The following is an 11,745-nucleotide window of genomic DNA, read 5'->3' as shown; positions in this document are numbered from 1 at the left end:
GAGGCCTCATTCGCGGCGAAGGTGCGCGGAGGTGCGATGCGCCATGATGTCGAGATGACGCCTCGGCGTTCGTGTAGACGGTGAGAGGAAGGAATCCCACCATGTCCCACTATCTGCTCAGCGTCTACCAGCCCGACGGGCCGATCCCTGAGCCGGAGGTGCTCGCCGCCATCGGCGAGGACCTCGACAGGCTCAACGACGAGATGCGCGCCGCCGGCGCCTGGGTGTTCTCGAACGGCCTGCTGCCTCCACCGTCGGCGACCGTGCTGCGGCCGGACGGCGACGAGGTGCTCGTCACCGACGGCCCCTTCGCGGAGGGCAAGGAGCACCTCGGCGGCCTCACCATCGTCGACGTGCCCGACCTGGACGCCGCCCTCGCCTGGGGCAAGCGCCTGGCGCTCGCGACGACACTCCCGATCGAGGTGCGTCCGTTCGCATGACCCGGGCCTCCGAGGGTGCCGAGGCGATCGCGGCCGTCTTCCGCGCGGAGTTCGGCCGCGCCGTCTCGGTGCTCTACCGGTATCTCGGCGACCTGGACCGCGCGGAGGACGCCGTGCAGGAGGCGTTCGCGGTCGCGGTCGCGCGCTGGCCGGTCGACGGCGTTCCCGCGTCCCCTGCCGGCTGGATCATCACGACCGCCCGCCGCCGCGCGATCGATCGGCTGCGGCGGGAGGCCGTCGGCCGCGAGCGGGAGGCCCAGGCCGGCGAGCTGCTCGCTCTCGCGGCCTCCCTCGACGGGCCGGACACCGGTGCGATCGAGGACGACCGGCTGCGACTGATCTTCACATGCTGCCACCCGGCGCTCGGCCCGGAGGCGCGGGTCGCGCTGACGCTCCGGCTTCTCGGCGGTCTCAGCACGGCGGAGATCGCCCGCGCATTCCTGGTGCCAGAGGCCACCCTCGCCCAGCGCGTCTCGCGTGCCAAGGTGAAGATCCGCCAGGCGCGGATCCCGTACCGGGTGCCCGGAGCCGCCGACCTCCCCGCGCGGCTGGCCTCGGTGCTCGCAGTGGTCTACCTGATCTTCAACGAGGGCTACACGGCGAGCGGCGGCGAGCGGCTGGTGCGCGAGGAGCTGTGCGCCGAGGCCATCCGGCTCGCCCGGCTCCTCAGCGGGCTGCTGCCCCAGGAGCCGGAGCCGGCAGGGCTGCTGGCCCTGCTCCTGCTGATCGACGCACGACGCCCGGCGCGCCTCGACTCCGCCGGCGGCATGATCGCACTCCCCGACCAGGACAGGACACTCTGGGACTCCGCGCTCATCGCCGAAGGACATGCCATCGTGCGCCGCTGTCTCGTGGAGGGACGGCCCGGGCCGTACCAGCTTCAGGCGGCGATCCAGGCCGTGCACGACGACGCGTCGCGGGCGGAGGACACCGACTGGGGGCAGATCGTGACGCTGTACGACCAGCTGCTGCGGGTGCAGCCATCGCCGGTCGTCGCGCTGAATCGGGCCGTCGCGGTGGCGGAGGCGGTAGGACCCGAAGCCGGGCTGGCCACGCTCGAGACGGTCCGCGACGAGCTCGCCGGGTTCTACCTCCTGCACGGTGTGCGGGCCGGGCTGCTCGCGCGAGTCGGGCGGGAGGCCGAGGCCGCCGACGAGTACGACACCGCACTGCGGCTGTGCGGCAACGATAGCGAGCGGGAGTTCCTGGTCCGGCGGCGGGCGTTGTTGCCGGAGGGGTGAGCGAACCGACCGCCCCCTTCCCCCGACCTCCCCACCGGTGGAGAGTGGCCGCATGGACATCGCATTCCTCGGGCTCGGCCGGATGGGCCGCGAGCTCGTCCCGCACCTGATCGACGCCGGGCACCGGGTGACCGTGTGGAACCGCTCGCCGGAGGCCGCCGAGACGATCGGCCGGCGCGGCGCGCGTGTCGCCGCCTCCGCTGCCGAGGCCGTCACACAGGCCGACGCCGTGGTGAGCGTGCTCTTCGGCCCGGAGGCCGTGCGCGAGACGATCACCGAGGCCGGGCTGCCGTGGCGGCCGGGGACGCTGTGGATCGACGTCACCACCGTCTCCCCCGCCGACGCGACCGAGTTCGCCGAGCGCGCGGCCGACGCCGGCATCCGTTATGTCGCCTCCCCGGTCGTCGGCTCGCTCGCGCCGGCCCGCGCCGGAGCGCTGGCCGTGCTGGTGGGCGGCGAGCATGACGCGGCGCGCGACGCGAAGCGGATCGTGACGCTGTGGGCCGACCAGGACAAGCTGCGCACGTTCGACTCACCCGCCGCGGCCTCCGGGGCCAAGCTGGTCGCGAACCTCGCTCTGGCGGTCTCGATGGAGACGCTGTCGGAGGCCCTGCGACTCGGCCGTGCGGCCGGGCTCAGCGACGACGACGTGCTCTCGACGCTGTCGCTGACCGCCATCGCACCACTGGCCGCCCAGAAGGGCGCGCTCGTCACGGCCGGCGAGTACGACGATGCGCAGTTCACCGCGGAGGCCCTCGCCAAGGACACCCGACTGATGCTCGCGACAGCCGACGTGCCCCTCCCGGCCGTCGCCCTCGTCGCCGCCGAGCTGCAGCGCGCCATCGATGCCGGGCAGGGCGACAAAGACTTCTCCGTCATCGCCCGCGACCGCTGACCGTCTCAGCCGAGCGGCGCCACCACCTCGCCCGTCGCCGCCGACCGACGCGCGGCGTCCACGACACGCAGCGTCCGCAGCCCGACGTGTCCGTCCGGCGTCGCCGGGCGTCCGCTGCGCACCGCGTCGACGAACTCGTCGAGCATGGCAGCGTCGAGGTCCGCGCCGAGCGGCACCCACACCGGGCCGTCCGCCGTCTGACCTCCGAGGTGCGGCGCGAACGGCGCGATCGTGACCGACCCCCGCGTGCCCGTCACCTGCAACGTCAGGCCGCCCCAGGTGGGCGCACTCTGCGGCACGCTCCAGGAGCAGTCGATCGTGGCCACCACCCCGCTCGGGTACACGGCCGTCACGAGGCCGCCCGTCTCCACCGGGGACTCCGGGTACAGGATCCGGTTCGCGACGGCGTGCACCGTCGTCGGCTGCTCGCCGAGCAGCTCATCGAGCAGATCGGCACAGTGCACGACATGGTCGACCAGCGCACCTCCTCCCGAGAGAGCGGGGTCGGTGAACCACGCGCGCTCGGCGGGAAGCTTGCCGTTGTTGGCGCCCTTGACCGCAAGCAGCGTGCCGAGCTGGCCTGCGCGCACGCGGTGCAGGAGGTCGGCGAACGATGGCGCGAACCGCACCGGGTACGCGGTCATCAGGGTGATGCCCGCGCGCTCGACGGCGGCGAGCATCGCCTCGGCGTCGTCGACGGTGGTGGCGAGCGGCTTCTCGCACAGGATGTGCGCACCGGCCGCCGCCGCAGCCTCCACCAGCTCGCGGTGCCGTGCGTTCTCGGCCGTGACGATCACCGCGTCGGGTCCCCAGGCGAGCGCCTCGTCGTATGTCTCCAGGTAGCGCACCCCGAGCGATGCGGCGAGGGCCGCGCCGCGCGGGGCGTCGTCGGGAGCCGTCGCGCCATCGGGATCGGCCACGACCAGGTCGATGTCGGCGCGGCCGGCGAGCGCGCGGCAGTAGCCGATCGCGTGCGTATGGGCGAAGGACAGCACGGCCACCTTGAGCGGCGGCGTGGTGGAAGCGGTCATGGTCTGCTCCTCGGTCTCGGTGCCGGTCATGCGCCCACCCCGGCTGGGACGGCTGCGGTCGGGAGCGCGGCGACCGACGACAGGTCGAGCTCGATCGGCCGGCCGGTGCGCAACGACTCCATCGCCGCCTCGGCCACGGCGACAGCGCGGAGGCCGTCCTCGGCCGTCACGCGGGCCTCCCGGTCCTCCGCGATCGCGGCGACGTAGTCGCGCAGCTGCGCGGTGTACGGGCTCTCGGTCAGGGTGGGCGGTGGCAGATAACCGTCCCCGACGTGTGCCGACGGGATGTCGACCCAGCTGGCCGTCGGCGCCGAGTCGAGCGAGAGTATCCCAGCGGATCCCGCGATGTCCGCGGAGGTGCGGAACGGCAGACCGCGCGCGCCCCACGTTCCCTGCAGGTGGCTCAGCGCACCGTTCGCGTGCGTCAGCACGACGTGCGCTGTCGCGGCGTCCGGAGCGTCCGTGTCCGCTGCGGGGGCGCTCTGGGTCGCGTACACACGGACGATGTCGCCCGCCATCCAGAGCGCCTGGTCGAGGTCGTGGATCATCTGGTCGCGCACGATCCCACCTCCGCGGCTCTCGTCGTGGAACCAGGTGCCCGTGCGGGGCGCCTCTCCCCCGCGCACGAAACGCAGGACCGCGGGCTCGCCGATCCGTCCTGCCTGCACCTGGTCGCGCAGCGCGGCGTAATCGGGGAAGTACCGGACGACGTGCGCGGGGAACAGTCTCACGCCGGCCTCCCGAGCCGTGTGGATCACCTCGCGCGCGTCGTCGACGGTGCCGGCGAGCGGCTTCTCGCAGATCACATGCCGTCCGGCGCGGATCGCGGCCAGCGCGAGCGGAGCGTGGCTCGTCGTCGAGGTGACGATGTCGACGAGGTCGACGCCGGCGAGGAGCGCGTCGAGGTCGGTGGCGACGGCGAAGCCGTACTCGGCCGCGAGCAGGCCGGCGCCCTCGTGCGAGTACACGGTGACCGCCGCGCCGAGGGCGCGCCAGCCGTCCGCGTGGACGCGGGAGATGCCGCCGGCCCCGATGAGGCCGACTCGAAGGGAGGTCACGTGGAAAGCCTTTCTGAGGTCGTCGTTGCAGCTGTGCCCGGTCACTTGAGGCCGGAGAAGGCGATGCCGTCGATGACGCGCCGCTGCATGAGGAGGAAGAGGATGAGCACGGGCGCCATCGCGAGCAGGCTCGCCGCCAGCAGCAGCGGGAAGTCCGGGATGGACCGCTGGCTGGTGAGCGTGGCGATGCCGGGCGCCAGGGGCATCTGGGTGGAGTCGGTCGCCACGATGAGCGGCCAGAGCAGGTCGTTCCACGAGGCGAGCACCGTGATGATCGCGAGCGCGGATAGCCCGGGCTTGGCCAGCGGCAGCATGACCCTCCAGAACACCTGGAAGTGGTTGGCGCCATCAAGGCGCGCCGCCTCCGCCAGCTCGTCCGGCAGGCCGAGGAAGAACTGCCGCATCATGAAGGTGCCGAAGGCGCTGAAGATGCCGGGCGCCGCGATCCCGGCGATCGTGTTGAGCCACCCGAGGCCCTGGACGATCTGGTACTGCGGCAGAAGATACACCTGCGGCGGCACCATCAGGATGGCGAGCACGAGAGCGAAGATCGTCCGGCGGAACGGGAACTCCATCCGCGCGAACGCGTACCCGGCCATCGAGCACAGCAGCAGCTGCCCGACCGTGCGGATCAGCGTCACGGCGACCGACACCCAGAGTTGGTTGAGGAACGGGAGGTGGTCGAACACGTGCGCGAAGTTCTCGACGTGCAGGGTCCCGGGCCAGACCGTCGGAGGCACCGACGTGACCTGGGCGTTCGTGGCCAACGACATGAGGATCTGCCAGACGAACGGGAAGATCATCAGCAGGGAGGCCACGATCAGCACCACGTGCGTCAGACCGTTGCGGCTGCGCGCGCGACCTGCGACCGGCCGGGAGGCGACCGAGCTAGACATAGTTGACCCACCTCTTCTGCATGCGAAACTGGAGCATCGTGAATGCGCCGACCAGGATCAGGATGGCGACGCCGACCGCCGCGGCGTAGCCGTTGTCACCGGTCTGCTGGTGCGCGAAGAACAGGTACACCAGCGACTGCGTCTGGTTGATCGCCGGGTTCTGCGTGCCCATCAGCGCGTAGAGCAGGTCGAACAGCTGGAACCCAGTGATCACGGTGATCACCGACACGAAGAAGATCGACGGGCTGAGCAGCGGCACGGTGATCGAGAAGAACTGCCGGGTGCGCGTCGCGCCGTCGATCGACGACGCCTCGTACATCTCCGGCGGGATGCTGCGCATGCCCGCCGAAAGCACGATCAGGTTGAAGCCCAGCGAGATCCACACGCCGACGACGCCCACCGCGAACAGCGCGAACCACTCCGTGCTCAGCCAGTTCGGCCCCGTGATGCCGACCAGGGACAGCGTGTAGTTGATCACGCCGAAGTCGCCGTTGAAGATGATCCGCCACACCATCGAGATCGCGGCGGGCATGGCGACGTACGGCAGGAAGAACGCCGTGCGGTACGCCGCGGCGAACCGCAGTCCCGGCCGGTTGATCAGCGCAGCGAACAGCACCGCGATCGGGATGCCGAGAAGCAGGATCCCGACGTAGATCAGGGTGTTGAGGATCGACCTCCAGAAGTCGGGGTCGGCCAGCATCTGCTGATAGTTCGAGATCCCCGACCAGGTGGCGCCGCCGAACACGCCCCACGTGGTGAAGCTGAAGTAGGCGTTGCGGAAGATCGGCCAGATGTAGAACACCAGCACGCCGAACAGCAGCGGGCCGACGAACAGCAGCGCCCACCACCCGTCCTTGCGGAGCCGGCCGCCCGTGCGGAACCGGCCACCCGTGGGGAACCCGCCACCCGCACGAGCCCGCGGAACGCGCCGGCCCGGGGTGGCGGGCGCCGCCTGCGCGGCGCCCGCTCCCTTCGTGATCGTCTGAGTCGACATGGTCACTCTTTGGCGAGGTCGGCGTTCATCTGCTTCGCGAGCTCCTTGGCGACCTCCTCGACCGGCTTCTTGCCGCTGAAGGCGTCGGGCAGGAGGTCGGTCTCCGCCTTGTTCCAGGCGGCCGTGTTCTTGGAGATCGGGTACGGGAAGGCGTAATCGGACGCGGCCTTCTCGAAGATGTTCAGGTCCCACGGGGCGGTGTCGACGAACGCCTGCTGAGTACCGTTGAAGGCGGGGTTGGCCGCGCCCATCTTGGCCTGCGTCTGCGCGGCCTCCTTACCGCCCAGGTAGTCCTGGAACGCGATCGCCGCGGACTTGTTCTTGGAGTCCTTGGCGACCACGTTGGCCAGACCGTGGATGACGGTCGCCTTGCGCTCGCCGGTGGGCAGGGGAGCCAGCGCGATGGTGCTCTTGATCGGCGACGCGAGCAGCTCGGAGTTGAGCCAGGTGCCCGACCAGATCATGGCCGACTTGGAGTTGATGAACCACTGGTCCTCCGGAGTGTCCGACAGCTGCGCCAGCGTCGGCGACGAGCCGTCGGCGATCAGGTCGCGCACGAACTGGAGGCCCGCGATCGATTTGGGGTCGTCATAGCCCGACTTCTTGCCGTCGCTGGAGATGATCGAGCCGCCGGCCTGCAGGATCGTGTTGTAGTACATCTCCTGTCCGCCCGAGAGACCGCTCGCGACACCGTAGACGCCCTCGCCCTTCAGCTTGTCGGAGATCTCCTTGGCCTTCTGGTGGAACTCGTCCCACGTCCAGTTCGCGGTCGGATAGGCGACACCGGCCTTGTCGAAGACGGCCTTGTTGTAGAAGACCCCGATCGTGTCGAAGTCCTTGGGCACTCCGTACTGCTTGCCGTCCCAGCTGTACAGGTCGTTCAGCGCCTTGGGGTAGTTGGCCGGCTTGATGCCGGAGCCGACCGGCTCGAGCATCCCGTTGGACGCGTAGAGCTGGAAGTTCGGCCCGTTCATCCAGAAGACGTCGGGCAGGGTCTTGGAGGATCCCTGAGTCTGCAGCTTGGTGAAGTAGTTCGCGTACGGAGTGATCTGAGTGGTGACCTTGATGTTCGGATACTCCTTGTTGAAGTCCTTGGTCAGGGCGTCCATCGCCGGCTTCTGATTCACGTCCCAGAACGCGTAGGAGATGCTGGCTGACAGATTATGATCGGCAGGGGCATCGGAACCGCTGCCAGTGTTGGACGAGCAGCCGGCGAGTACGACCGCGGAGGCGACTGCGGCCGCGGCCGCGAGCAGGGCTTTTCGCATTGGTTCTCCTTCGATGGGGGGGTGTCGGTGCCTTACCGGGTCGGCGACTCCACTCGCCGGCCCGGATCTTGGTCTTTCGTGTGCTCTGCGTTTCGCATGGGTGCGGAGCCGAGTCGCCGCTACAACCGGGCGGCGACTCCCGCGTCCACGGCGAGCACAGCGCGGGGCCGGGATCCGTCGCGGAGCGATTCGGTGGCCGCTACTGCGGTGGCCACCGCGTTGCGGGCGGCGACCGCGGACGTCGTCGTCGCGGTGCCCTCCCGCACGAAGCGCACGAACTCGGCTACGGTGAGCCGATCCGCGTCTCCGTGTCCACCCTCGTCGCCGAGCACGGTGTACTCGGCGTCTCCGGCGGGGTTGTATTCGGTCCGGCGGTTCCAGACGCGCACGATCGCGCCGTCCGAGTCGCCGAAGTTCTCCAGGCGCCCCTCCGTGCCGATCACGGTGTAGTTGCGCCAGTAGTCCGGGGTGTAGTGGCACTGCTGGTACGACGCGAAGACGCCGTTGTCCAGGTGCATGGTCACCATCGAGATGTCCTCGACGTCGATCACCGGGTTCAGCTCCCGCTGGGCCAGCGGCGGCCACGCGTCGAACGAGAACCAGTCGGGCATCGAGCGGTCGGAGTTGTCCCTGCGGTCCTCGATCCCTCCGTAGAGCGTGAGCCCGCCCATGCCGGTGACCAGCTCGGAGTAGCCTCCGGCGAGCCAGTGGATGATGTCGATGTCGTGGGCGCCCTTCTGCAGGAGCAGCCCGTTCGACTTGGCGCGTTCGGCGTGCCAGTCCTTGAAGTAGTAGTCGCCGCCGTTGCCGACGAAGTGCCGGCACCAGATCGCCTTGACCTCGCCGATCTCGCCGCGCCGGATGATGTCGCGCATCGTCTGCACGACGGCCAGGTGCCGCATGTTGTGCCCGACATAAAGCGGCGTGCCGGACTCTGCCGCGGCGGCGAGGACGGCGTCGGCGTCCGCGATGTCGATCGCGAGCGGCTTCTCCAGGTAGACCGCGATGCCCGCGTTCAGGAGGTCGATCGCGACCTCCGCGTGGGTGTGGTCGGGCGAGGTGACGAACGCGGCGTCGATATCGGAGGCGCTCGCGATCAGCTCGCGATGGCCCGGGAACAGCTGCGCAGCTGCGCCGAACTGCTCGGCGGCGCTCTCGCGCGCGGCAGCGCTCGGGTCGGCGACCGCGACGATCACGCCGTCGCCCGTCTCCACGGCGTGACCCGCGATCTCGGACCGGGCGCCGGCGCCGATCACGGCGAGCCGCAACGGCCGGGCCGCGGTGGCTGCCGTCTCCGTCCCCTGCTGCGTCGTCTGCTGCACTGTCAGCTCGCTCATCCGTCCGTTTCCTCCAGGATCTCCTGCGCTGCCCGAGCCCGTGCCCCGGCGACGTCGATGTCGGGCTCCGGCAGATCCGAAGCCAGGTACAGCCGTTCCATTGCCTGGCCGGAGGCCAGCGCGAGGGCGCCGAGCACGACCGACTCCGCGCCGAGCTCCGACTGGATGATCGACGGCCGCACGGGCACCCCGATCTCCGCCATGACCGCCGCGCGCAGCGGCCGGAGCAGCTCTTCGCCGGCGCGGGACAGTCCGCCGCCGACCACGACGACGTCCGGGTCGACGGCCATCGTGACCGTCGCGATTCCGGTGGCGACGCCGACGACGAACTCCTCGATCTCCGCCCGCGCGGCCTCGTCTCCGGACGCGGCCGCGCGGAACACCTCCTCGGCCGTCTCGGCGGTCTCCCAGCGCAGCTGGCCCGAGTCGTCGACGTGCATCGAGAAGACGCTGCCGCCGATCTCGCCGGCGGCGCCGTGGCGACCACGGCGCAGCTTGCCGTCGATGATCAGGCCCATCGAGATGCGGTGACCCGCGAAGAAGTAGGCGACGTCGTCGACGAGCCGGGCGGCTCCCATCCGGTGCTCGGCCAGCGCGGCCAGCCGCATGTCGTTCTCGATCGTGACGGGGCAGCCGTACTCGTCGCGGAGCTTGCCGGCGATGTCGACGCCTTCCCAGTCGGGGAAGTTGTGCGAGACGGTCAGCCGACCGTCTCGGCCGACCATGCCCGAGACGGCTACGGCCATCCCGGAGAGCGTGCCGAGCCGCCCGATGTCGATCCCTGCTCGGGTGAAGCAGGTGCGCACCGCGTCCTTGACGTTCTCGAGCCGGCCGGCGCCGACGAAACGCTGCTCGACGTCGCGCTGGTACCACCCGACGATCTGCCCGGTCAGGTCGGCGACCACGACCCGCATCCGGTGGATGCCGACGTCCACGCCGACGAGGAGGCCCGCGTCGGCGACGAACTCGAAGATGCGCGCCGGACGCCCGGCGCCGCGGCCGCCCGCGGTGTGCTCCTCGATCATGTCGACCAGACCGCGCTCCCGCAGCGACGGGACCGTCGCCTCGACTGTCGGACGCGAGAGGCCGGTGCGCTCCGCCAGCTGCGCGATGGTCGCGCGGCCGCCGTCGCGGAGGGCGACCGCGACGCGGGCGCCGCTCAGGTTCGCCTGGCGCGCATCGTGCGCGCCGTTCTCCACCGGAAGCATCGCAGGACCTCTCCGTCCACTTACAAAGAAAATGACTTTTGTAATTGCTTTCGGACAGTAGAGCATGCCCGGCCAACAGAGGTCAAGGATTCTTCTGTTACAAACAAATCACCTTGCGTATCCGCCAGCACCGACCCGCAGGCCGTCCCCGCCAGCGCGCCGGTCTTGTCCGTTGCGCCGACGCCCAATACGCTCGCCCTGACGCTCGACGAGCGAGCAGGAGGCATCATGCGTTTCATCCAGTCGCCGGAGCGCCGCTCTGCGACGCGCACAGCAGAGACCTCCAGCGCCCCGCCTCTGCTCAAGCGCAGCCCCCTCCTGTTCGGCTTCGTCGTCACCTTGGGAGCGCTGGGCGCGATCGCGACCGGCTTCATGCTCTACGGCCTCCGGTCCATCATCTTCTCGGTGTTCCTCGCCGCGTTCGCCACCGTCGGCCTCGACCCGTTGATCCGCTGGTTCCAGGGGCACGGGATGAAGCGAGCGTGGGCCATCGTCACGGTGATCCTCCTGATCGTCGGCGTACTCGTCGCGATCGTCTGGGTGGTCGTCCCGCTGATCGTGACGCAGATCTCCAACCTCGCCACGGCTATCCCCGCGGAGGTCGAGAAGCTGCGGGCCGAGGGCTGGTTCGACTCCACGAATGAGGCGAGCAACGGCGTCCTCGGCCAGGCGCTCACCTGGATCTCGGATCAGGTGAGAAACCCGCACACCTGGGCGAACGTCGGAACCGGCTTGCTCGGCTTCGGGCTCTCGGTGCTCAACGCCTTCACGACCGGCTTCTTCGTCGCCATCCTCACGATCTACTTCATCGCCTCCTACGACACCACGAAGCAGTCGCTGTACCACCTGGTGCGGCGCTCGCGTCGGGCGCAGTTCGAGGGCTACTCCGAACGGATCCTGCAGAACTTCGGCAAATACCTCAGCGGCATGGTGGTGCTCGCCTTCTGCAACGCGACGTACAGCCTCATCCTGTTGGCGATCACCGGAGTGCCCGGCGCATTCCTGATCGCGCTCGCCGCCTTCTTCATCACCCTCATCCCGCTGATCGGAACGGTGCTCACGACCGCGGTGATGACCGTGCTGGCCTTCATCCACTCCCCCGTGAGCGGCATCGTGGTCCTGGTCTTCATGCTGGTCTACATGCAGGTGGAGGCCTACATCCTCACGCCGAAGGTGATGGGCAAGGCGGTGCAGGTCCCGGGTTCGGTGGTGCTCATCTCGGCCCTCGCGGGCTCGACGCTGTTCGGCCTCCCCGGAGCACTGGTCGCCATCCCGATCTCGGCGGGCATCATCCTGATCATCAAGGAAGTCGTGATGCCGCGGAAGGAGCACGCCTGAGGGGCGAGGCGATCCGGCCCGTGCTCGACCCTCGAGATC

11 protein-coding genes are annotated in these 11,745 nt (G+C 69.8%); 4 read left to right on the top strand and 7 right to left on the bottom strand.

The annotated features are described in order from the left end of the window. The first annotated feature begins 101 nt into the window (after positions 1-101). From ACPPVW_RS13905 to ACPPVW_RS13895, 3 genes are read left to right on the top strand one after another with little or no spacing between them, the layout of a single operon-like run. Positions 102-440 (top strand): YciI family protein, encoded by a 339-nt coding sequence (locus ACPPVW_RS13905; RefSeq protein ID WP_426623695.1) that lies wholly within the window; start codon positions 102-104, stop codon positions 438-440. Then, the gene (locus tag ACPPVW_RS13900) at positions 437-1,681 is read left to right on the top strand and encodes an RNA polymerase sigma factor (RefSeq protein ID WP_426623694.1); all 1,245 of its coding nucleotides are present in this window, start codon (positions 437-439) and stop codon (positions 1,679-1,681) included. The genes ACPPVW_RS13905 and ACPPVW_RS13900 overlap by 4 nt, the downstream gene beginning before the upstream one ends. Before the next feature lie 52 nt (positions 1,682-1,733). After that, complete coding sequence (locus tag ACPPVW_RS13895; protein WP_426623693.1) at positions 1,734-2,576, top strand: NAD(P)-dependent oxidoreductase; 843 nt, start codon at positions 1,734-1,736, stop codon at positions 2,574-2,576. A gap of 5 nt (positions 2,577-2,581) precedes the next feature. Here ACPPVW_RS13895 and ACPPVW_RS13890 read toward each other — a convergent pair whose 3' ends face one another. The 7 genes from ACPPVW_RS13890 to ACPPVW_RS13860 all read right to left on the bottom strand — a co-directional run bounded on the left by ACPPVW_RS13890 (position 2,582) and on the right by ACPPVW_RS13860 (position 10,368). Then, positions 2,582-3,637 (bottom strand): Gfo/Idh/MocA family protein, encoded by a 1,056-nt coding sequence (locus ACPPVW_RS13890; RefSeq protein WP_426623692.1) that lies wholly within the window; start codon positions 3,635-3,637, stop codon positions 2,582-2,584. Beyond that, positions 3,634-4,665, bottom strand: coding sequence for a Gfo/Idh/MocA family protein (locus tag ACPPVW_RS13885; RefSeq protein WP_426623691.1), 1,032 nt, complete (start codon positions 4,663-4,665; stop codon positions 3,634-3,636). Before ACPPVW_RS13885 ends, ACPPVW_RS13890 begins: the two co-directional genes overlap by 4 nt. Positions 4,666-4,706: 41 nt before the next feature. Beyond that, positions 4,707-5,561 (bottom strand): carbohydrate ABC transporter permease, encoded by an 855-nt coding sequence (locus tag ACPPVW_RS13880; protein WP_426623690.1) that lies wholly within the window; start codon positions 5,559-5,561, stop codon positions 4,707-4,709. Continuing rightward, positions 5,554-6,555, bottom strand: a complete 1,002-nt coding sequence (locus ACPPVW_RS13875) for a carbohydrate ABC transporter permease (RefSeq protein ID WP_426623689.1) — start codon at positions 6,553-6,555, stop codon at positions 5,554-5,556. The genes ACPPVW_RS13880 and ACPPVW_RS13875 overlap by 8 nt, the downstream gene beginning before the upstream one ends. 2 nt (positions 6,556-6,557) lie before the next feature. Further along, positions 6,558-7,823 carry an ABC transporter substrate-binding protein gene (locus tag ACPPVW_RS13870; RefSeq protein ID WP_426623688.1) on the bottom strand — a complete coding sequence of 422 codons (1,266 nt, stop codon included), beginning with the start codon at positions 7,821-7,823 and terminating at the stop codon, positions 6,558-6,560. 119 nt (positions 7,824-7,942) lie between these two features. Continuing rightward, the gene (locus ACPPVW_RS13865) at positions 7,943-9,160 is read right to left on the bottom strand and encodes a Gfo/Idh/MocA family protein (protein ID WP_426623687.1); all 1,218 of its coding nucleotides are present in this window, start codon (positions 9,158-9,160) and stop codon (positions 7,943-7,945) included. Continuing rightward, positions 9,157-10,368, bottom strand: a complete 1,212-nt coding sequence (locus tag ACPPVW_RS13860) for an ROK family transcriptional regulator (protein WP_426623686.1) — start codon at positions 10,366-10,368, stop codon at positions 9,157-9,159. Before ACPPVW_RS13860 ends, ACPPVW_RS13865 begins: the two co-directional genes overlap by 4 nt. 228 nt (positions 10,369-10,596) lie before the next feature. Between ACPPVW_RS13860 and ACPPVW_RS13855 the strand changes: the two genes are divergently transcribed. Continuing rightward, positions 10,597-11,706, top strand: coding sequence for an AI-2E family transporter (locus tag ACPPVW_RS13855; protein WP_426623685.1), 1,110 nt, complete (start codon positions 10,597-10,599; stop codon positions 11,704-11,706). The last annotated feature ends 39 nt before the right edge of the window (positions 11,707-11,745 follow it).

It is taken from the genome of Leifsonia sp. McL0607, from assembly GCF_049993355.1.
In the GTDB taxonomy this organism is placed as follows: Bacteria; Actinomycetota; Actinomycetes; order Actinomycetales; family Microbacteriaceae; genus Leifsonia.
The sequence above is the reverse complement of the archived record's forward strand: the minus strand, read 5'-3'. Positions and strand labels throughout refer to the sequence as shown.

Coding starts and splice junctions, on each gene's coding strand:
- ACPPVW_RS13905 (WP_426623695.1), top strand. CDS start 102: ATGTCCCACTATCTGCTCAGCGTCTACCAGCCCGACGGGCCGATCCCT.
- ACPPVW_RS13900 (WP_426623694.1), top strand. CDS start 437: ATGACCCGGGCCTCCGAGGGTGCCGAGGCGATCGCGGCCGTCTTCCGC.
- ACPPVW_RS13895 (WP_426623693.1), top strand. CDS start 1,734: ATGGACATCGCATTCCTCGGGCTCGGCCGGATGGGCCGCGAGCTCGTC.
- ACPPVW_RS13890 (WP_426623692.1), bottom strand. CDS start 3,637: ATGACCGGCACCGAGACCGAGGAGCAGACCATGACCGCTTCCACCACG.
- ACPPVW_RS13880 (WP_426623690.1), bottom strand. CDS start 5,561: ATGTCTAGCTCGGTCGCCTCCCGGCCGGTCGCAGGTCGCGCGCGCAGC.
- ACPPVW_RS13875 (WP_426623689.1), bottom strand. CDS start 6,555: ATGTCGACTCAGACGATCACGAAGGGAGCGGGCGCCGCGCAGGCGGCG.
- ACPPVW_RS13870 (WP_426623688.1), bottom strand. CDS start 7,823: ATGCGAAAAGCCCTGCTCGCGGCCGCGGCCGCAGTCGCCTCCGCGGTC.
- ACPPVW_RS13865 (WP_426623687.1), bottom strand. CDS start 9,160: ATGAGCGAGCTGACAGTGCAGCAGACGACGCAGCAGGGGACGGAGACG.
- ACPPVW_RS13860 (WP_426623686.1), bottom strand. CDS start 10,368: ATGCTTCCGGTGGAGAACGGCGCGCACGATGCGCGCCAGGCGAACCTG.
- ACPPVW_RS13855 (WP_426623685.1), top strand. CDS start 10,597: ATGCGTTTCATCCAGTCGCCGGAGCGCCGCTCTGCGACGCGCACAGCA.